At 61.9% G+C, this 20,983-nt stretch carries 16 protein-coding genes; 11 read left to right on the forward strand and 5 right to left on the reverse strand.

All coding sequences use genetic code 11. The features are described from left to right. Position 1: 1 nt before the first annotated feature. From cysN to ACXMYO_RS02560, 5 genes are all read left to right on the forward strand, one after another. Complete coding sequence (gene cysN, locus ACXMYO_RS02540) at positions 2 to 1,426, forward strand: sulfate adenylyltransferase subunit CysN (RefSeq protein WP_457807719.1); 1,425 nt, start codon at positions 2 to 4, stop codon at positions 1,424 to 1,426. A 198-nt stretch (positions 1,427 to 1,624) separates the two neighbouring features. Then, positions 1,625 to 3,841: a 5'/3'-nucleotidase SurE gene (locus ACXMYO_RS02545; RefSeq protein WP_457807720.1), complete on the forward strand. Its 2,217-nt coding sequence runs from the start codon at positions 1,625 to 1,627 to the stop codon at positions 3,839 to 3,841. 242 nt (positions 3,842 to 4,083) lie between these two features. Beyond that, a complete protein-coding gene (locus ACXMYO_RS02550) occupies positions 4,084 to 5,238 on the forward strand; it encodes a porin (protein ID WP_457807721.1) in 1,155 nt (384 codons plus the stop codon). Between the two features lie 76 nt (positions 5,239 to 5,314). Further along, positions 5,315 to 6,817 (forward strand): DNA-3-methyladenine glycosylase 2 family protein, encoded by a 1,503-nt coding sequence (locus ACXMYO_RS02555; protein ID WP_457807722.1) that lies wholly within the window; start codon positions 5,315 to 5,317, stop codon positions 6,815 to 6,817. After that, a complete protein-coding gene (locus ACXMYO_RS02560) occupies positions 6,814 to 7,374 on the forward strand; it encodes a methylated-DNA--[protein]-cysteine S-methyltransferase (RefSeq protein ID WP_457807723.1) in 561 nt (186 codons plus the stop codon). The genes ACXMYO_RS02555 and ACXMYO_RS02560 overlap by 4 nt, the downstream gene beginning before the upstream one ends. Here ACXMYO_RS02560 and ACXMYO_RS02565 read toward each other — a convergent pair. The 3 genes from ACXMYO_RS02565 to cmoA form a co-directional block, all read right to left on the reverse strand. Continuing rightward, positions 7,309 to 8,283, reverse strand: a complete 975-nt coding sequence (locus tag ACXMYO_RS02565) for a hypothetical protein (protein WP_457807724.1) — start codon at positions 8,281 to 8,283, stop codon at positions 7,309 to 7,311. The two genes, ACXMYO_RS02560 and ACXMYO_RS02565, sit on opposite strands and share 66 nt — an antisense overlap. A 141-nt stretch (positions 8,284 to 8,424) precedes the next feature. Further along, entirely contained in the window at positions 8,425 to 9,408 is a 984-nt protein-coding gene (gene cmoB, locus ACXMYO_RS02570; RefSeq protein ID WP_457807725.1) for a tRNA 5-methoxyuridine(34)/uridine 5-oxyacetic acid(34) synthase CmoB, read from the reverse strand. A gap of 32 nt (positions 9,409 to 9,440) precedes the next feature. Further along, positions 9,441 to 10,175 carry a carboxy-S-adenosyl-L-methionine synthase CmoA gene (gene cmoA, locus ACXMYO_RS02575; RefSeq protein WP_457807726.1) on the reverse strand — a complete coding sequence of 245 codons (735 nt, stop codon included), beginning with the start codon at positions 10,173 to 10,175 and terminating at the stop codon, positions 9,441 to 9,443. A 187-nt stretch (positions 10,176 to 10,362) separates the two neighbouring features. Here cmoA and pgi point away from each other — a divergent pair, with 187 nt between their 5' ends. From pgi to ACXMYO_RS02605, 6 genes are all read left to right on the forward strand, one after another. Further along, positions 10,363 to 12,006: a glucose-6-phosphate isomerase gene (pgi, locus tag ACXMYO_RS02580; protein ID WP_457807727.1), complete on the forward strand. Its 1,644-nt coding sequence runs from the start codon at positions 10,363 to 10,365 to the stop codon at positions 12,004 to 12,006. Between the two features lie 43 nt (positions 12,007 to 12,049). Further along, positions 12,050 to 12,676 carry a YqiA/YcfP family alpha/beta fold hydrolase gene (locus ACXMYO_RS02585; protein ID WP_438766611.1) on the forward strand — a complete coding sequence of 209 codons (627 nt, stop codon included), beginning with the start codon at positions 12,050 to 12,052 and terminating at the stop codon, positions 12,674 to 12,676. A gap of 145 nt (positions 12,677 to 12,821) precedes the next feature. Next, positions 12,822 to 14,702, forward strand: coding sequence for a DNA topoisomerase IV subunit B (gene parE / locus ACXMYO_RS02590; protein ID WP_438766612.1), 1,881 nt, complete (start codon positions 12,822 to 12,824; stop codon positions 14,700 to 14,702). Position 14,703: 1 nt separating this feature from the next. Beyond that, positions 14,704 to 16,950, forward strand: a complete 2,247-nt coding sequence (parC, locus tag ACXMYO_RS02595) for a DNA topoisomerase IV subunit A (RefSeq protein WP_457807728.1) — start codon at positions 14,704 to 14,706, stop codon at positions 16,948 to 16,950. 89 nt (positions 16,951 to 17,039) lie between these two features. Further along, the gene (serB, locus tag ACXMYO_RS02600; RefSeq protein ID WP_457807729.1) at positions 17,040 to 18,263 is read left to right on the forward strand and encodes a phosphoserine phosphatase SerB; all 1,224 of its coding nucleotides are present in this window, start codon (positions 17,040 to 17,042) and stop codon (positions 18,261 to 18,263) included. Positions 18,264 to 18,342: 79 nt separating this feature from the next. Further along, the gene (locus tag ACXMYO_RS02605) at positions 18,343 to 20,073 is read left to right on the forward strand and encodes an HD domain-containing phosphohydrolase (protein ID WP_457807730.1); all 1,731 of its coding nucleotides are present in this window, start codon (positions 18,343 to 18,345) and stop codon (positions 20,071 to 20,073) included. Positions 20,074 to 20,077: 4 nt separating this feature from the next. Here ACXMYO_RS02605 and ACXMYO_RS02610 read toward each other — a convergent pair whose 3' ends face one another. Both ACXMYO_RS02610 and ACXMYO_RS02615 read right to left on the reverse strand, forming a co-directional pair. Then, positions 20,078 to 20,407: a 5-carboxymethyl-2-hydroxymuconate Delta-isomerase gene (locus ACXMYO_RS02610; RefSeq protein ID WP_438766616.1), complete on the reverse strand. Its 330-nt coding sequence runs from the start codon at positions 20,405 to 20,407 to the stop codon at positions 20,078 to 20,080. Positions 20,408 to 20,447: 40 nt separating this feature from the next. Further along, complete coding sequence (locus ACXMYO_RS02615; protein ID WP_457807731.1) at positions 20,448 to 20,918, reverse strand: DUF4385 domain-containing protein; 471 nt, start codon at positions 20,916 to 20,918, stop codon at positions 20,448 to 20,450. Positions 20,919 to 20,983: the final 65 nt, after the last annotated feature.

Consider the following 20,983-nt stretch of genomic DNA (forward strand, 5'->3'; position numbering starts at 1 on the left):
TATGGCACACCAATCATCCCTGATAGCCGAAAACATCGAGGCGTATCTCAAGGAGCATGAAGCCAAGGATCTGCTGCGCTTCATTACCTGCGGGAGCGTCGATGACGGCAAGTCGACCCTGATCGGGCGACTGCTGCACGACTCGAAAATGATCTATGAAGATCAGCTGGCGGCGCTGACGCGGGATTCCAAGACCCGTGGCACCACCGGCGAGCGCGTGGATCTGGCCCTGCTGGTCGACGGGCTTCAGTCCGAGCGCGAGCAGGGCATCACCATTGATGTCGCCTATCGCTTTTTCTCGACCGACAAGCGCAAGTTCATCATCGCCGACACGCCCGGCCACGAGCAGTACACCCGTAACATGGCGACCGGTGCCTCCACGGCAAGCCTGGCGGTCATTCTGATCGATGCCCGCTACGGCGTGCAGGTGCAGACGCGCCGCCACAGCTTCATTGCCGATCTGCTGGGCATTCAGCATCTGGTTATCGCGGTCAACAAGATGGACCTGGTCGAGTACTCGCAGGATCGTTTTGAAGAGATCAAGCGCGACTACCTGGGCTTTGCCGAGAATCTCAAGGCGCCCGACATCACCTTTGTGCCCATGTCCGCACTGGAAGGCGACAACGTTGTCAACCCGAGTGCCAACATGCCCTGGCACGAGGGCGTGCCGCTGCTGGAGCAGCTTGAAAACGTCGAGATCTCGCGCGACCAGAACCTGACGGATCTGCGCTTTCCGGTGCAGTACGTCAACCGGCCCAATCTGGACTTTCGCGGCTATGCCGGCACGCTGCAGGCGGGTGTTCTGCGCCCCGGGCAGCAGGTGAAGGTACTGCCTTCCGGCAAGGTCTCCACGGTCGAACGCCTTGTAACCTTTGATGGCGATCTCGAGGCTGCCTGGCCCGGTCAGGCCATTACCGTCACGCTCACCGATGAAGTGGATATCTCCCGCGGTGACTGGCTGGTAGCGGCTGATACCGAGCTGCCGATGTCCAACGCCTTTGTGGCCGACATTGTCTGGATGAACGAGCGGGAAATGACCCCCGGTCGCGGCTATGACTTCAAGCTGGCCACCCGCGATGTCAGCGGTCAGATCAGTGCCATCGACTACAGCATCGACGTTAATACGCTGGAGCATCACGATGCCGAGCGGCTGGCGCTCAACGAGATCGGTCGCTGTCAGGTGACGCTGACCCAGCCCGTGCCGGTGGATGCCTATGACATCAGCCCCGGTACCGGCAGCTTCATCGTTATCGACCGACTGACCAATCTGACGGTGGGCGCCGGCATGATCCGCCAGGCAGCCGACAGCAATGAAGGCAGTGGCAGCGTTGACTGGCAGGCTTTTGAGGTTGAGCTCAACGACCTGATTCGTCGCCACTTCCCGCACTGGGAAGCGAAGGACGTTCGCGACATCTTCAAGCGCTGAGTCCGACGTCAGCGTTCGATCCACGCCCGGCTCTTGCCGGGCGTTTTTTTATGCCTGCATTTTGATGGCGCGTCGCTTTCAATTTGTTGCATGAATTCACTCGATTTGACTCTTTTGACATCCGGGCGACATCTCTTAAGCCAAAAATCAGAATGTAGAGGCAATGAGGCCTCATCAAATCTGTGAGGAAGACAAGAGATGGCTCTCAACGTTTTGTTGACCAATGATGATGGCTACGACGCGCCCGGCATCCAGTCGCTGCAGGAGGCACTGACTGCTGCCGGCCACAATGTGACGGTCGCCGCGCCAAGGGTAAACCAGAGCGCACAGGGCAGTTCACTGGGCGGTGCAGAAGCGCTGGCATCCGATATCGCTGTGACGCAGTACGATGAGGCCGGCAACTACTGGATCGACGGACGCCCCGCCGTGGCCGTGGATACGGCACTTGACGCACTGCTTGCTGACCAGGGATTCGATCTGGTCGTCTCCGGCACTAACAAGGGCGAGAACATCGGCAGCAGCGAGAACATCTCCGGCACCGTCAATGGCGCCATGGCCGGGCTCAAACATGGCCTGCCGGCGATTGCCGTCTCCGCCGACGCCGACGAGGCCGGCGATGAAGGCTTTGCCAATGCCGCGGCCTACACCGTTGATCTGCTGCAGCGCCTTGAAAATCAGCAGCAGGCAGAGCAACCGCTGCTACCGGAAGGCACCGGACTCTCCGTCAACGTGCCGCAAGGCGATATTGATGGCGCTGTGCTCACCGAGATTACCCGCAAGTCGAGCACCGAATTTCCCATTACCCAAAACGAGGACGGCACCTACGGCTCGCAGGGCATCGATCAGCAGAGCTCGGGCGGGCTGTTCAACGAAGGCGATCAGTTTCTCGATGGCAACATTACTGTTTCCGCCATCGATGGCAACTGGGGTGCCAACGAGCAGGCACGCAGTGCGCTGGAAACACGTCTGGAAGAATTGCTCTCCGATGGCGTGGCGCCTGCCGGTGATCATGCGCCGCTCAACGTCATGCTGGTCAACGATGGCGGTTACGAGGCGCAGGGATTGACCACCACGCGCGAGGCGCTGCAGGACGCCGGTTATGACGTCACGGTGGTGGCACCGACCGACAGTCAGCAGGCGGTCGGTAGTGCGCTGACGCTGGGCAGTTTCGAGGTCACCGAGTATGAAGCCGGCTATCACGTGGATGCCACGCCCAGTACCACGGTCTATACCGGCCTGGATGCGCTGCTGACCGGTGCCGATCAGCCGGATCTGATCGTCTCCGGCGTGGATGACGGCGCCAGTGTTGGCCTCCAGGCCAGCAGCTCGGGAACGCTGGGCGCCGCCGTGGCCTCGGTATTTAACTACGATATTCCAGCGATTGCCGTCTCGGCGGGCACCGATGACAGCGGTGAAGTTCCGAGCGGGCTGTATGAGACCAGCGCCGATTTTCTGGTGAACGTCATCGGCGATCTACAGGCCACTCAGGCAGGCAACGGCAGCCAGCTGCTGCCGCAGGGCGAAGGGCTCAGCATCAATGTGCCCCTTGATGCCAATTCGGCTGATTTTGCCTTTACCCTGCCGGACGAGGCCAACGATGGTCAGCGTCATATCGTGGACAACGGGGAGGGCGGCTATCGCTATGAGATCGACGCGCCCGTTAATACCGACAACGCGTGGTCCGAAGGCACCCATTACAATCAGGGCGACATTACACTCACGCCCATCGACGGCAGCTACCAGGCGGATGATGCCACCACCCTGGCAACGGGCGATCTACTGGGCATGGAATACGGCCGGGTCAATGACTGGTCAGCCGAGGCAGACGATTCTGACGCCACACCGATGCCCGGGCATGAGATGCCAGGCCATGACCAGGACAGCGGCCTGTCGCTGATCGGCGGTCTCGAGGAGCTCTTCCAGGACGTCACTGCCGGCATCGGCCAGCTTGTGGCGCAGCTGGGCGCACCGACCGCCGGCGACGTCCACTCCCAGCACACCAGCCTTGAATGGAGCTCGGGCCCCCAGCATCAGACCATCAGCTTCAGCGACGAGCAGTATCACCGCGATGCCATGAACGAGGCCTTCTCCAGCCAGAACACGGACTATAGCGCCGGCCCCGTCGGTCAGATGTTCGAGCAGCGTTCGTTTGCCACCGCGCGAGACGCATTCGGTCGCACGGATGGTCAGCAGTCACATGATGTCTGGCACAGTGATGTTTCCCCCTTCGGCAATGACACGGCGCAGGCGTTTTTTTCGCAGGATGACATGCTGGCAGCAATGTCGGGCGGTAACGATGCCACGAGCGAGGCGCCAGCGGTTATGCCGGACATGATGTCCGTCATGGAAGCCGGCCAGCCGATGCTGACCGGATTAAGCGATCAGATGCCGTCCCCGGAGTTTTTCATGGGCTAGTGGGTGGCAGGTACGTTGATACAAAAGCGTCTCGCGCCATCTGCGAAACGTTTTTTATGATGATGTTCGATCGACAGGGCAGGCTCTGGCCGGGATCTGGACCTGAACGGCAGGCCATATCGCCTTAAGCCCTGTTTCAAACGGTTGCGTTGTCTCATTATACTTTCACCGCTTTTACAGACCGTCAGACAGCGTGCGCCCTGTTCTGCGCGGCGTTTTTATCGTATTGATCAGGACATGACATGAATATCGGGAAGGGGCAGCGCGCACTTTTAGTGATGACAGGGAGTCTGGCGCTGGCACAGGCAGGTGCTGCCCGGGCAGAGGTTACGCTGTTGTCGCCTGACGAGCAGCCACAAGGGGCGCTTGACCGGGTCGAGGTTCAGGTCGGCGGCAGCATCCGGGCGCAGTATTTCAATGAAACGGGCGGTACGGATGACGGCAGCTACAAGCACCGCGGTTACGACGGCGGTACGCGCTTTCGTCTACACGTCAACTACCATGTCAGCGATGACCTGACGCTTTTGAGCTATGGCGAGCTCGGCGTGAACACGGCGAAGGTCATGGGCTGGCACGACCACTATGACCGGGACAGCTCGGACAGCGCGACCACCCGCCGGCAGGTCTATTTCGGCTTTGAAAGCGACCGCTACGGCCGGCTGACCGCCGGCAAGCAGAACAGCGTCTACTACGACACCGTCGGCGTGAGCACGGACGTCTGGGATTACAACCAGTTCGCCCAGGCCCCGGGCGTCGGGGTCGATGGCAGCTACGACGGCTCCTATCGCGCCCGCAAGAGCCTTCGCTATTCCAACGGTACCGAGGACTTCACGGTCTTTGCCGGCTGGCTGTTCCCCGACGACGATCTCCACCTGGACGATAGACCGTATGACTACCGCCGCCGTACCGGGGCGTCGATCGGCTTTCGGTGGCATCTGACCGATGACCTGACACTGGGCGGGGCCTATGCCAACACCTCGGCAGAGATCAAGGGTGAAGGTGATCAGCAGTCCTTTCGCCAGCAGCTGACCGGCAGCTCCCTGACCTGGACGGGCGGCGACTGGTATCTCGCCATGGGTGCCGGTTACTACGAGGATTTCGTGCCGGACCCGGCCGGCGGCCTCGATGACTACTTTGCCAGCGACGCCTACGGCGTAGAGTACATTGCCCGCTACACTTTTCAGCTGGACAACGACTGGGTACAAAGCATCAAGCCCTTTCTCGCCGGCGACCGCTTGAAGCGTCTGGGCAGCGCCGATTCGCAGACCAATCATCAGGTGCTGGGCGTGACCACTCAGTTCAACCACGGCTTTCGCCTCGATCTCGAGCGCATTTTTGCCAATACCTCGGATAACGAGCCCGACTCGGTACTGGCAAGGCTTCGCTACGACTTCTGACGAGGGCCACGCATGACGCCAGCCACATGTCCGCAAACGGCCAGTCGCATGGCGTCAGACACGATATATTGAGGGCATGAACCTTGCTCCCGATGTCTGCTATCAGGCCCTGGCCTCTCGCGATCGTCGCTTTGACGGCCAGTTTGTCGTTGGCGTGACCTCGACCGGCATCTACTGCCGGCCGATCTGTCGCGTGCGCTGCCCGAAACCTGACAACTGCCGCTTTTTTGCCCATCCGGCCGGGGCCGAACAGGCCGGGTTTCGTCCGTGTCTGCGCTGCCGTCCGGAGATGGCACCAAAGCTTTCGATGATGGATGCCACCGATCAACTGGCCCGGGCCGCCATGGTCATGATCGACAATGGCTTTCTGGATCACGACAGCAGCGCCTCACTGGCGGCTCGAATCGGGGTCAGCGAGCGTCACCTGCGCCGCCTGTTCAAGGCCTCGCTGGGCGTGACGATGCTGGACGTGGCCAGAACCCGGCGCCTGCTGCTCGCCAAGCGCCTTTTGACCGACACCGCGCTGCCTGTCGGCGAGATCGCGCTGGCCGCGGGGTTTGGGAGTCAGCGTCGGATGAATGCGCTTTTTCAGCACTGCTATCGCCTGTCACCGAGCCGTCTTCGCCGCTGCGAAAAAGCCGGCGCGCCCGAGCCCTCGATCACGCTGTCGCTGGCCTATCAGCCGCCGCTGAACTGGGCGGCGATGCTCGACTTTCTGGCCGCCCGCCAGGTCGACGGGCTTGAGACAATCGATGGAGGCGTCTGGCAGCGCAGTCTTCTGATCGAGAGGGAAGGCAGTGCCGGTGTGGTCCGTCATGCCGGCTGGCTATCGGTCGCGCACGCCGGCCCCGGGCAGCTGGCGCTGACCCTGCCGGTCACGCTGGTGCCGGTGATGGGAGAGGTGCTGCGCGTCGTGCGCCACCTGTTTGATCTTGATGCGCCCATGGCGCTGATCGATGCTCATCTGGCGGCTTGTGAGCAAACCGGTGCCGGTATCCGGGTGCCGGGCGCTGTCACCGGGTTTGAGATGGCGGTGCGCGCCATCGTCGGTCAGCAGGTCACGGTTCAACGGGCGCGTCGGGTGCTCACCTCGCTGGTGGCCCGGTTCGGGGAGCCGCTGGCCGGCCACCCCGGTTGTCATGTGTTTCCATCACCCGGCGTGATGGCCGTGCAATCCCCTGAGGCCCTGATCGCGCTGGGGCTGTTGCGTATCCGTGCCGAGGCGATCATCGCGGTCGCCCGGGCCCTTCAGGAGGGGAGGCTGCAGCTTTTACCCGGCGCACCGGTGACAGCGAGCATGGAGACACTTTTGAGCATTCGCGGCATCGGTGACTGGACGGCGCAATACATTGCCATGCGAGCGCTGGCCTGGCCGGATGCCTTTCCGGCCGGTGATCTGGTGCTTAAAAAGGCACTGGGCTGTCGCAGCGCCCGCGAGGCGGCGAAGCGGGCCGCCATCTGGTCGCCGTGGCGCGCCTATGCCGCCATTCGGCTCTGGCAGTCGGCGTCACCCGGTGTCATTTCACAGGCGGGGACGCAGGCTGAACCGCCCCCTTCAGACGAGGAGCCATCGCAATGATCGATCATGCCATCATGCCCACCGCGCTGGGCGATATCGTGCTGCGCGCCGAAGCCGATCGCCTGACCGGGGTCTTCTTCCATGATCAAAAGCACTTTCCGTCTTCGGCGGGCGGGCCCTGTGTGTCGGTCGCACAGAGCCGCTCGCGTGTCATCCGAAAGGCCTGCCAACAGATCGATGAGTATCTGGCCGGCGCTCGGAGAGAGTTCGAACTGCCGGTGGCGATGGCGGGCAGCCCCTTTCAGCAACGCGTCTGGCAGCGGCTCGAGGCGGTCGAGTTCGGCGAGGTCACAACCTATGGCGCCCTGGCGCAATCGCTCGGGCTGTCGCGCGGTCACGCCCGGGCGGTGGGCAGTGCCGTCGGGCGCAATCCGATATCGATCGTTGTGCCCTGTCATCGCGTGCTGGCCGGCAACGGGACGCTCAACGGTTACGCCGGCGGGCTTGAGCGCAAGGCGCATCTGCTGGCGCTGGAGGGGCGCCCGGAAGGGTCAGCCGGTCTCCGCCAGGTCGAGGGCGAGCATCATCTCACCCTCAGCGTCAAAGGCTTCCAGTGAGGTCATCAGCCCCTCGGGGCCGGGACGTGTCACCTGCCAGGCTTCATGCAGAGCGCTGCTGTCCAGCGACAGGGTCAGCTGATCGCTTTCAAGACGCAGCCTGTCGTGGCGACCCTGGTGGAAATGCCTGAAGCGGGCGCGATGGTGGTGGGCGCCGCCGCCATGAATCAGGCTGGCCCGGGTCGGCTGTGTTCGTCGGCAGGCACCGGCGAGCGCCATGATAAATCGCTGCGGGGCCATGGGCGTGCTGAAATGGCCCGCGACGGCGCGATTGGCCTCCACACGTCGTAGCCGGTGACGTGAGAGAAGCCTCGAGAAATCCCCGGGGCCGCGTAGATCGCGCCACGCTTTGAGCAGTGCCGGACGATGGCCTTCGGTACAGACGTTGGCAATATCGATACAGCGGGTAAAGCCGGGGCGTTTCAGCGCAGCGAAGCACTCAAGCAGACGCCAGCCGGCCGCCTCGGGCGTCAGACCATAGAGCTGGTGCAGCACGTGACCGAAACGATCAAACACCTGCAGGCAGGGCACCGGTTCGGCACCCGGCGCCGGGGCCTCTCGGGACAGGCAGACCCAGTACCAGCAGGGCAGTAAAAGCTGCATCGCCAGCGCCTTCTGGTCGCAAATGCTGGCATGGCGCGGGTCGGCGTCGATGCGACAGCCCTCAAGACGACTCGACAGCGCAGCATGCGATGTCCGGGTGACCATCTGCACCTGACCCAGCTGTGGCAGCATCATGACCAGATCACAGGGGGTGAGTGCCAGCGAATGCACCCCGCGGCCCAGACGCGAGGCCTGAATCTCCCCTTCACTGCAGTCGAGCAGGGCGGCCAGCGTGCGACACTCCATGTGCGGCGCACGCAGGCGGGCCTCTTCAAAGGCTTCAAACAGGACGTTGGTCTGGCGCATGGGACAGCCCTCGCGGTGTGACAAATCGAGCCAACAGGTGTCGTTAATGATAACCATTTACATCGAAGCATCAAGCACAAAAAGCCTCGGCGCTGGATAAACGCCGGGGCTGTGTATCGATGTTTGCCCATTCGGGCGATTTCAGGGCTTTCGGGCAATGACCACGGCGCGTCGGGGTGCCGGATAGCCCTCGACCGTGCGGCTCGAATCCTCGGGGTCGAGAAAATCGCTCAGCGACTGAAAGGTCATCCATTCGGTCGCGCGCTGTTCACCGAGTGTGGTGTCGGCCTCATCGACCACGCGCGCCCTGTCAAAGCCGACGCGGGAGAGCCAGTGCATGAGCGCTTTCGAGGAGGGCAGAAACCAGACGTTGGGCATCTGCGCGTAGCGCTCGCCCGGCACCAGCACCCGATGTTCGTCGCCTTCCACCACCAGGGTTTCGAGCACCAGCTCGCCGCCCGGGCGCAGCGTGTCATACAGCTCGCGCAGATGGTCGATGGGCGAGCGGCGATGATAGAGCACGCCCATGGAAAAGACCGTGTCGAAGGCAGCCAGGTTGGGCGGCACTTCTTCGATACCGACCGGCAGAAAGTGCACGTTGGCCCCGGCGTCACCAATGAAGTGACGCATGGCGTGAAACTGCCAGTAAAAACGCGGAGACGGGTCGATAATCAGCACAAAGCCGGCGCCGGCGCCCGCCATGCGCCAGCCGTGATAGCCGTTGCCGCCGCCGACATCGAGCACGCGCCGACCGGCAAGATCACTCAAGTGAGGCGCGATGCGCTGCCATTTCCAGTCCGAGCGCCATTCGGTGTCGATGGTGATCTCGCCGATGCGATACGGCCCCTTGCGCCAGGGTGCCAGAATTTTTAAAAGGTTGTCGCACTGGCGGCGGCTGGCGTCATTCATCGCCACGTCCACGCTGACGGTATCTTCGTTCAGATGCACGGCCTGTCGTTCAAGGGCAGGCAGGCGTTTGACGGCGCGCTCCCAGGCCGGCAGGTCACCAAAGCGCTGGCGATCAAGGCCGCGGGCCAGCTGGTCGGGCAGGCGGGCAACCCAGGTGTCCAGACCCTGCGCCAGAAAAGCGTGATAAAGAGGGAGATGACGCGTATCGATCGACATGCAGGGGTCCGGCCTGGTGAAAAAGGGATAACTTATTTAAAGGCCAGCATCGAGGCAAAGTTGAGATACTGAAACCAGGTGTCATGGCGCGAAAAGCCGGTGCGGGCCAGGCGCTCATGATGGGTGGACAGCCGGTCCGGTACCATGACGTCCTCAAGGGCGGTGCGCTTCTGACTGATCTCGAGATCGGAGTAGCCGTTGGCGCGCTTGAAGTCATGATGCAGATCGATCAAAAGCTGTTCCTGACCCGGCTCGCCCAGAATCTTTTCCGACAGCAACAGCACGCCGCCAGGGACGAGCGCCTCATAAAGCCGGCCGATGACGGCGTCGCGCTCGCTCGGGTCAAGAAACTGTAACGTAAAATTGACCATGATCATGCCGGCCCGTGGCAGGGCACAGTCACGAATATCACCCTGACACACCTCGATGCGATGCTTTGGGGCCTGCTGTGTGAGCAGGGCGCGCGCCTTGTCCACCATGGGCTGCGACAGGTCGATGGCCTGAAGGGTGAAGGCGTCGGGCGCCAGATGCTGGCAGATGGAAAGCGTCGAGGCGCCCAGCGAGCAGCCCAGATCCAGAATATGGGCGCCGGGGCTCAGGTGGCGTGCAGCGATGACACCGGCCATGCTGGTGATCTGGGCATAGCCGGGCACCGAGCGGCGAATCATGTCGGGGAAGCAGTCGACCACACGTTCATCGAAAGAGAAATCGGCGACCTGATCCAGCGGTGTCGAAAAAAGGGCGTCGCGTCGGGAGACGTCGGTCATCGGGGTACCCACGATCCATCAGGCTCTAAAGGAGGTTGTTCGGTCATGCAGACAGTGGTCTGATAGAGACCCGCTGCGTGTCGGACACGCCATCTGCCAGAATGAACATCGAACAGGGCGGTCTTCATGGCCGACCATGTTACGCTTTGAGCGCTAAAGCTGCACCTATCACGGAGGAAGAGCAAGGATGTCGATTCGTCAAAACAAGGCGTGGAAGGCGCTGGAAAGTCATCGCGATACGATGCGTGATGTGCATCTCACGACCCTGTTTGAGCAGGATGGGCGCTTTGATGCCTTCTCTCGTCAGGCCGCCGGGCTGACGCTGGATTTTTCCAAGCAGCGTATTCGCCAGGAAACCCTTGATCTGCTGCTGGATCTGGCCCGTGAAGCGAAGGTGGAAGACGCCGTTGAACACCTGCTTTCCGGCAAGCGCGTCAATCTGACCGAAGACCGCCCGGCCCTGCACACGGCGCTGCGTCTGCCGCGTGAAGGCGAGTTTCACGTCGAGGGTGAAGACGTTCAGGCCGGCGTCCATGACAGTCTCGATCACATGCAGCGCATGGTCGACAAGCTTCAGGCCGGTCAGTGGCGCGGCGTCAACGGCCGTGCCATCAAACAGGTGATCAACCTGGGCGTGGGCGGTTCCGACCTGGGGCCGCTGATGGTGGTCAAGGCGCTGGAAGACGCTTTCGTGGCGCCCAACGCGCTGGACGTGCACTTTGCCTCCACCATCGACGGCTCGCAGCTGGCCGAGCTTTTGCCGACGCTGGACGCCGACGAGACGTTGTTTATCTACTCCTCCAAGTCGTTTGGCACCATCGATACCTCGGCCAATGCCGATACGGCGCTGGCCTGGCTTGCCGAGCAGACCGGTGGCGAGATCGATCGCATCAAGCGTCATCACTTCATCGGGGTTTCCACCAAGCCCGAGAAGATGACCGAGTGGGGCATCGCTGCCGATCATCAGCTGCTGTTCTGGGACTGGGTCGGTGGACGCTACTCCTTCTGGAGCGCTATCGGTCTGCCGATTGCCATCCGCCTGGGCATGGACAATTTCCGCCGCCTGCTGGCCGGTGGTCATGCCATGGACGAGCACTTCGCTTCGGCACCGCTGGAAGAGAATTTGCCGGTGCTGTTCGGTCTTTTGGGCATCTGGAACACCAACTTTCTCGACATCGAGTCGCTGGCGGTGCTGCCCTACGACGGTCGTCTCAAGCATCTGCCGGGCTATCTCCAGCAGCTCGAGATGGAGTCCAACGGCAAGTCCTCGACCAACGAGGGCGAAAAGGTCGACTACAACACCTGTCCGATTCTGTGGGGCGAGATTGGCCCCAACGGTCAGCACGCCTTCTATCAGCTGCTGCATCAGGGCACGCGCTCGGTCGCCTGTGATTTCGTGGCGCCCATCAAGCGCTATGACCACGTCGAAAGCGCGCCGGTGCGTGAAAGCCTGGAGCGTCAACACCGCCTGTCGCTGGCCAACTGCTTTGCCCAGTCCCGCGTGCTGATGCTGGGCGATGACGCCATCGAAAGCGCCGAGACCCCGCCGGCGCACAAGCGCTACGGCGGTAATCAGCCGTCATCCACCGTATTGTTCGACACGCTGTCGCCGGAATCGCTCGGTGCGCTGATCGCCCTTTATGAGCATAAGGTGTATGTGCAGGGCGCCATCTGGGATATCGACTCGTTCGACCAGTGGGGCGTGGAACTTGGCAAGAAAATCGCCAATGAAACGGCCGATATTCTGGAAAGCGGGCAGGGTGCCGACAGGCTGGACGACTCAAGCCGTCATCTGATCGAGACCGTGCTGGGTCAACGTGGCAGCGCTTAAAAATGGCTGTTTATTTATACAGTAATTGCGTTATGCTGATGCCATGAATGATCACGCCAATGCCGTCGACAACGTGCTCTATCTGCACGGTTTTAACAGCCATCCCGGTTCGGCCAAGGCCGAGCTGACGCGTCGGGCCTGCGAGCAGGCCCGACCGCAGCCACGCTTTATCGCCCCGGCCCTGTCCCATCATCCCGGCCCTGCCTGGCAGACGGCGCGCGAGGTCATGAGTACGCTGACCGGGCGCACCATGGTGATCGGCAGCTCCATGGGCGGGTTTCTCGCCATGGGGCTTGCCCGGACCCATGATGTGGCCCGGGTGGTGCTCATCAACCCGGCCGTTGATCCACTCCGGATTGCGCTGGAGCGTATGGGCAGCGAGATCGAACATGTTGAAACCGGTGAGATGTTCGTGATCGACGAGAGCTATGCCGATGCCCTGCGCGAGCAGCAGGCCGAGCTGGTCAACGTCGATGAGCGCTTTCTGGTGCTTTTGGGCAGCGAGGATGAAATCCTCGATTACCGCCAGGCCCTGGAGATGCTGGAAGGCAGCCGGTTTGTGGTCAATGAAGGTGATGATCACGGCCTGAGCCGGTATCCTGAGCTTTTGCCGACAGTTCTGGCCCATGGTGGCCTGACGCTGCCGGCAGATTTCAATCCCGTACCGTAGGCCTGCGGGCCGATGGCGCCTTGTTAGTTGACGTAATGGCCCGGGCTGAATGTCCGGGCCATTGCGACAGCGCTGATTGTTCCAGAGAGCCCCTTCGGCGCTTGACGATGAGCGCTTCTCGTTCATTTCTGACGCGATTTCACGTATGACCCAGTACAGTGCCAGTTCCATCGAGGTGCTTTCCGGTCTTGAACCGGTTCGAAAGCGCCCCGGTATGTATACCGATACGACCCGACCCAACCATCTCGTTCAGGAGGTGGTGGACAATAGCGTTGATGAAGCGCTGGCCGGCCACGCAAAAAAGATCAGCGTGCATCTTCGCGAGGATGGTGCCATCGAAGTGGTCGATGACGGCCGCGGCATGCCTATCGATATCCACCCCGAACACGGGGTGTCCGGGATCGAGCTGATCCTGACCCGCCTGCACGCCGGCGGCAAGTTCTCCCAGTCCAGCTATCGCTTCTCGGGCGGGCTGCACGGCGTGGGGGTGTCGGTCGTTAATGCCCTCTCCGAGCGCCTGGAGGTAGAGGTCTGCAAGGAGGGCAAGCGCTATCGCACCGCCTTTGCCTTTGGCGAGAAGATCGAAGAGCTGGCCGTTATCGGCGACTGCCCGAAAAAGGCGAGTGGCACGACGGTGCGCTTCTGGCCGGAATTGGCGTACTTTGACAGCCCCAATGTTTCTGTGGCGCGGCTGTCGCATCTGCTGCGCGCCAAGGCAGTGCTCTGCCCGGGCCTTGAAGTCAAGCTGGTGGAAAGCAATGGCACCGTCAGTACCTGGCATTACGAGGACGGGCTGCGCGACTATCTCGCCCAGTCCACCGACGGTTTCGAACCGCTGCCGGCCTCGCCCTTTGTCGGCGCCTTTGAAGACGACGAGCACAGCGTCGACTGGGCCATCCAGTGGCTGCCCGAAGGCGGCGAGGCGCTGGTCGAGTCCTACGTCAACCTGATCCCGACCACCCTGGGCGGCACCCACGTCAACGGCTTTCGCACCGGGCTTTTGGACGCGCTGCGCGAGTTCTGTGACTACCGCAGTCTGCTGCCGCGCAACGTCAAGCTCTCGGGTGACGACCTGTGGGAGCGGGTAGCCTTTGTGCTCTCGATCAAGATGTTCGAGCCGCAGTTTGCCGGCCAGACCAAGGAGCGTCTCTCCTCACGCGCCGTGGCCGGGTTTGTCTCGGCCGTCGTCAAGGACGCCTTTTCGCTGTGGCTCAACGAGCACACCGCCCAGGCCGAGCAGCTCGCCGAGCTGGTCATCAGCGCCGCCCAGCGCCGTCAGCGCTCCTCGAAAAAGGTGGCGCGCAAAAAGGTCACCCAGGGGCCGGCCCTGCCCGGCAAGCTGGCGGACTGCTCCAGTCAGGACCCAACGGTCGGCGAGCTGTTTCTGGTCGAGGGCGACTCGGCCGGCGGCAGCGCCAAGCAGGCGCGCAACCGCGAAACCCAGGCGATTTTGCCGCTCAAGGGCAAGATCATGAACACCTGGGAGGTCGACTCCCAGGAGGTGCTGGGCTCTCAGGAGATTCACGACATTGCCGTGGCGCTGGGAATGGACCCGGGCAGCGACAATCTCGAACGCCTGCGCTATCACAAGATCTGCATTCTGGCCGACGCCGACTCCGATGGTCTGCACATTGCCACGCTGTTGTGTGCGCTGTTTGTGCGTCACTTCCCGTCGCTGGTCGATGCCGGCCACGTTTTTGTGGCCATGCCGCCGCTGTATCGCATCGACCTGGGCAAGGAGGTGCAGTACGCCCTGGACGAGAGCGAAAAGGCGGCCATTCTCAAAAAGCTCGCCAGCCGTCGCGGCACGCCCAATGTGCAGCGCTTCAAGGGGCTGGGGGAGATGAGTCCGGTACAGCTTCGCGAGACCACCATGGCACCGGACACGCGCCGGCTGGTGCAGCTCACCCGCGAAGCCGGGGATGACACTCTGGAACTGATGGACATGCTGCTGGCCAAAAAGCGTGCCGGTGACCGGCGCGGCTGGCTGGAGCGTTACGGCAATATGGCTGAGGTAGACGTCTGACATGACCATGGATATTCACGTGCGCGAGGGCGACGTCGAGCGTCTGGCGCTTCGTAGCTACACTGAAAAGGCGTATCTCGACTATTCGATGTACGTCATCCTTGATCGCGCCCTGCCCAACATCGGCGATGGCCTGAAGCCGGTGCAGCGCCGCATCGTCTACGCCATGCGCGAGCTGTCCCTGACGGCCAGCGCCAAGTACAAGAAGTCGGCACGTACCGTCGGAGATGTGCTGGGCAAGTTTCACCCGCACGGCGACAGTGCCTGCTATGAAGCCATGGTGCTGATGGCGCAGCCCTTCAGCTATCGCTATCCGCTGGTGGATGGCCAGGGCAACTGGGGCAGTCCCGATGACCCCAAGTCGTTTGCGGCAATGCGCTATACCGAGTCCCGTCTGACACGCTTTTCCGAGGTGCTGCTCTCCGAACTGGGGCAGGGCACCGTGGACTGGATACCCAACTTCGACGGCACCATGAACGAGCCGGCGGTACTGCCGTCGCGCCTGCCGCATGTGCTGCTCAACGGCGGCTCCGGCATCGCTGTTGGCATGGCCACCGACATTCCGCCGCACAACGTGACGGAAGTGGTTGAGGCCACCGTGCACCGCCTGCGCCATCCGGACTGCAGCCTCGATACCCTGTGCGAACTGCTGCCGGCGCCGGATTTCCCCACCGCCCCCGAGATCGTGACGCCGAAAGCCGATCTGCAAAAGCTCTATACCACTGGACGCGGGTCGGTACGCATGCGGGCGCGCTATTACCAGGATGGCAGCGACATCATTATCAGCGCGCTGCCCTGGCAGGTCAGCGGCGCGCGTGTGCTGGAGCAGATGGCCGCCCAGATGCAGGCCAAAAAGCTGCCGATGGTGGCGGATCTGCGCGATGAGTCGACCCATGAAGAGCCCACGCGGCTGGTGATCGTGCCGCGCTCCAATCGCGTCGATGTCGAGGCGCTGATGGATCATCTCTTTGCCACCACCGATCTGGAAAAGAGTACGCGGGTCAACATGAACCTGATCGGGCTGGATGGTCGCCCGCAGGTCATGTCGCTGGATCATCTGCTTGATGAATGGCTGACGTTTCGGCGCAATACCGTGCGCCGACGTCTGGAGCATCGTCTGGGCAAGGTCGAGGATCGTCTTCACATTCTTGAAGGTCTGCTGATTGCCTATCTCGATCTTGATGAAGTCATCCGCATCATCCGGGAAGAGGATGAGCCAAAGCCCGCCCTGATTGCCCGTTTCGGCCTCAGCGAGCGCCAGGCCGACGCCATTCTCGAGTTGCGTCTGCGTCATCTGGCCAAGCTTGAAGAGATGAAGCTCAAGGGCGAGCGCGATGAGCTCGAGCGCGAGCGCAAGCAGCTTGAGAAGCTTTTGGGCAGCGAGAAGGCCATGACCAATCTGATCGAGCGTGAACTGCGCGCTGATGCCAAGGCCTATGGTGATGAGCGCCGCAGCCCGCTGGTCGTGCGTCAGGAGGCGCGGGCGCTGTCCGAGGTCGACCTGCTCGGCGCCGATCCGATTACCGTGGTGGTGTCCGAGAAAGGCTGGATTCGAGCGGCCAAGGGTCACGATATCGACCCGAAAAGCCTCTCCTACAAGTCCGGCGACAGCTTCGCCTTTGCCGCTCACGGCAAGACCAATCAGCCGCTGGTGCTGCTGGAGGACAGTGGGCGGGCCTACACGCTGGCTGCCCATCAGCTGCCCTCGGCCCGAGGTCAGGGCGAGCCGGTCTCCGGCCGGGTCAATCTGGCGGCCGGGTCGAAGCTGCGCGCGGCCATGATCGGCGCGCCGACGCAGCGTTATCTGCTGGGCAGCGACGGTGGCTACGCCTTTAGCGTGGCGCTCGAAGAGATGATCGGGCGCAGCAAGTCCGGCAAGGCGGTGGTCAGCATTCCAAAGGGGTGCGACATCCTGATGCCGCTGCCGATTTCGGGTGAGGCGCAAAGGGTCGCTGTGGTCTCCAACGAGGGCCGTCTGCTGGTGTTCGACGCCGGTGAGCTGCCGGCGCTGAGCAAGGGTAAGGGCTCGCGCATGATGGACATTACCGGCGCGCGAGCGGCCAACCGTGAAGAGTTTGTGCGCGACTGGATCGTGCTGGACGCGGGCCGGGCGCTGGTGGTGCATGCCGGCAAGCGCAAGAAACGTCTGGTCGGTGACGAGCTTGCCGGGTATGTGAGCAGTGTCGGCAAGCGCGGCATGAAGCTGCCACAGGGCTTCCAGAAGGTGGACCGGCTGGACGTCGAATAGCGCCTGTCATGCGATCGAATGCCGTTTGAAAGGCCGGTGGGGCAACCCGCCGGCCTTGAGCTTTTTTTCAGGGTGTGTGAGACAACGATATGACGCAAAGTCTGCTGGTACGTGCCACCGGTGACGTCAGACCAGGCCAATTGGCAGCCGTAAGCCGGGTATTCAACGACAGCGGCGTTCGGCTTCTGGATATCGATCAGCGTGTGACGCTTGATCAGACAGTGCTTGAAGCGCTGATCTCCCATGATGAAGAGTCATCGACGCTGGCAGAGCGCCTTCGCTCGGCCTGGCAGGCCGTCGAGGAAGAGACAGGACTTGCGCTGTCACTGCATGACATCAATCTACCGACACAGGCGCGCTGGCAGATGCCACATCAAACGCCGGCGCTGGTCATGACGCTTATGGCCTCGCATCTGTCGATGGCGTTGCTGGCGCAGATCGATCAGCTGGCGAGTCGGTGGGGCCTGGTGGTTGAGCGGGTCAAGCGGCTGTCCGGGTCTGATTCGCTGAGTGCGGCGGCTTGCGTCGGCGGCGCCTGTCTGGAATATCGCCTGCGTGGTGAGGCGGTGGATATTGATGGACTCAGGCAGGCGCTGCTGGCCCTTGCAACAGAGCAGGGGGTCGATATCGCCCTTCAGGAAGACAGCCTCTGGCGCCATCAACGCCGCCTGATCTGCTTTGACATGGACTCTACGTTGATCAAGGCCGAGGTCATCGACGAGCTGGCGCGCCGCCACGGCGTTTTTGAGGATGTCGCCGCGATTACCGAGCGGGCCATGCGCGGTGAGATCGACTTTCAGCAGAGTTTTCGCGAGCGCATGGCCATGCTCAACGGACTCAGCGAGTCAGTGCTTGAAGAGGTCGCCGACGGACTTGAGCTGATGGACGGTCTGGAGCGGTTGATGACACAGCTCAGGCGGTTGGGCTATCGCACGGCCATTTTGTCGGGCGGTTTCACCTATTTCGCCCGCTACCTGCAAAGGCGACTTGGCTTTGACGAGGTGCATGCCAACGATCTGGTCATCAAGGAAGGCGTGGTCACCGGCGACGTCCATCTGCCGATCGTTGATGCCGAGCGCAAGGCCGTGCTTTTACAGGAAATCGCCGAGCGCCAGGGGATTGCGATCGAGCAGACCGTGGCCGTGGGCGATGGCGCAAACGATCTGAAAATGCTGGCAGGCGCGGGGCTTGGCATCGCCTTTCACGCCAAGCCGCTGGTGCGCGAAAAGGCCCGCATATCGGTCTCGACGCAGGGGCTTGACGCCCTTTTGTATCTGCTGGGCCATAACGAGCGAATGCTGCAGCAGGGTTAGCCTGCCACGCTCAAGAAAGGCGGTAACATGCCGATATCACGGGCATTTAGGCACTCAGGCCTGCTCGGTGGATGATCTCATGTTTCCGGATTCCAATCTCAATGCAAGCAAGGCGCGCCACCTCGACATCGGTGCGCCGGATCAAATTGTCGAGACCTTCGCCGACCTGACCGGTAATGATGCCCGGCTGTCGATACGTTTCGAAGGTCTCGATGTCCAGTATCCCGTGACTCTGGCCCTGCTGGATCGCGACCTGCACCAGTGTGTGCTCAGGGCCAGCGATCTCAAGGACCTCGAATCGCTTTTGAACCAGCGTCTTCCCTTCTATCTGGACATTCAGCACACCTCGATGTCCATGACCAGCGCCATGATGCGACCGCTCAAGGTCAGCGTGCAGGTCGATCGGATCGACATTCGTGCGGCGCTGCCTGTCTCGCTCAAGCTGACCCGCCAGCGCAATCTGTTTCGTGCCACGCTCGAGCGCGGCATGAAGGTCAACATGCTCATGACCGCGCAGCGCGGTGGCAGCGAAGTCGAGGGGCGACTGGTGGATCTGTCCATCGGTGGCTGTCTGATTGCGGTGTCGGTCAATGACGCCATCAATTTCCAGATCGGCATGGCGCTGCATCGCCTGCGGGCCGTATTTCCCAGCAGTGAGGCCTTTGATGCGGCCGGCTGCGTGCGCCACATGCGCTGCAGTGACGACAGCAACGATGTGCTGGTCGGCGTGGTCTTTGATGCAAGCCTTGCCGATTTTGAGCGCCAGGTGTGGTTCTACGTGCGCGAGATCGAGCGCGAAGCCGTGCGTCTGGAAGCGCCTCCCGAGCGTGTCGTGGCACCCTCGAGGCTTTTTAACGAAGGCAGTGCCGCCCTTGAGATGGAGACTGTTGTCACCCCTCAGGAAGAAGCACTGGCGGTGCTGCCCCTGTTTGATAACGTCAAAAACATTGCCCGTGCGCTGGGCGTTCAGCTGATCAATCTGCAGGCCGGCATGAGTCTGGAAACGGCGGTGCTGTGTGAGCAGGCGCGCCGACTGCTGGCGCTTTTGCAGGAGGACCGTCAGGCACTGTTGTACGCGCTGGCCTGCGTCGAGCGTCACTCCACGCCGCTGGTGTGTCACGGTCTGTTTGTCGCCACGCGCCTGGCCGATCTGGAAAGCGGCGATCGCACCACCGATCAGGTCGTACAGATGATGGCCTGCGCGCTGATCCATGATTTCGGCAAGATACTGCTGCCCGAACATGTCCGGCTGCATGAAGGGGCCATGGATGCCTCGACGCTTTCCCATCTGCATGCGCACGTGGAGCTTTTGCGCTTTCGCATCGAGCGTGACGGCCTCACTACCGATATGCGCCGTGACGTCTTGCTGAGTATCAACGAGCGACTCGATGGCAGCGGTTACCCGCGCGGGCTGGATGGTCACTCGATGAATCGTCTGGCGCGCATGGCCGCCGTCGTGGATGCCATTGATGCCATGAGCCGGCCCCGTAGCGATCGTCCGGCGTGGCTGGCACTCGATATCTACCGTCATATCTTCAATGCCGGCAGCCAGTTCGATACCGCCTGCGTGAACCGATACGTCAAGCGCTACGGCTTCACGCCGATCGGCTCGCTGGTAGCATTTTCCAGCGGCTTTCAGGCCTGGGTCATGCGCCTTGATGCCAAAGGGCAGCCATCGCGGGTTCGGGTCGTGCGTGAGCTGACCTACGACAAGCGCATGAATCAGGTGCTGGAGGGGCCGGAGCTGGTGCAGCTGGGAACGCTTGAGGGCTGTGTCGGGCGTCACGACAGTGCGATGACGCCCTGGTGAGTCGTCAACGCGAGAAGGTGGTCGGATCGGTTTCCACTATCTCGACGGTGGCGCTCATCTGCTCTCCCAGCGATTCATTGATAACGGCCAGCAGCGCATTGGACAGGGCAAGACGCTGTGCCTGTGTCCGTCCGGCAAACAGGCGAACCTGCAGCGAGGCGAAGGGGCGTTTTTCGCCGCCCTGGCGTGTATTTGACAGGGAAAGGGTGGCGACCTTGATCGCGCGGGCCTCGAAAAGACCGCTGTCCAGCGTGCAGCGATGCAGGGCGTCCACCAGCCCCTCCAGGGTGTCATCGCCAAGCGTTCGCGGATGGTGAAAAAGCAGTGTGGGCATGCCGGTGTTCCGTTATGAAATATTCAAACCAGAAAGGCTTTCAGCCGTAGGCGCGCTGATGGGCCTTTTTGCGTTTCAGGTAGTCCTCGTCTTCGCGCACCTGTATCCAGACCTTCTCGAAGATGGCCGCCGACTCGGCCTTTTCCTCATCAATCTCGCGTTCGCGAATCTCGCCGTTTTTATCGTATTTGCGCCCGCCCGGATAGTTGGCATAGCGCCGGGCGCGGGTATGGCCCATCTGAATAAACTTTCGCGCCATGTCCATGCCGACAAAATCATCGCGCGAGCGGTAGTCTTCAAACATCTCCAGAAGCTTTTGCGATGAGGCCCGAGCGTCATCGGGTGTCTTGAAGCGCCAGTGGGGCAGCAACTCGCCCTTGTAGGGCTCGACGGTGAGCACGCCCTGTTCACCGCGGCCCACGCGGTAGTGCTCGGGATGCTTGCGACAGTCCGGCTTGTCGCCGTTATCCTGTTGCGGCTGCCCGGTCAGGGCCTCTTTTGACTTGCTCATGCGTTTGTCCTGTCATCCATTGGTATTGCCCGGCAACTCATCCATGAAGTCATGCTGAAATACCA

It is taken from the genome of Kushneria sp. EE4, assembly GCF_977968315.1.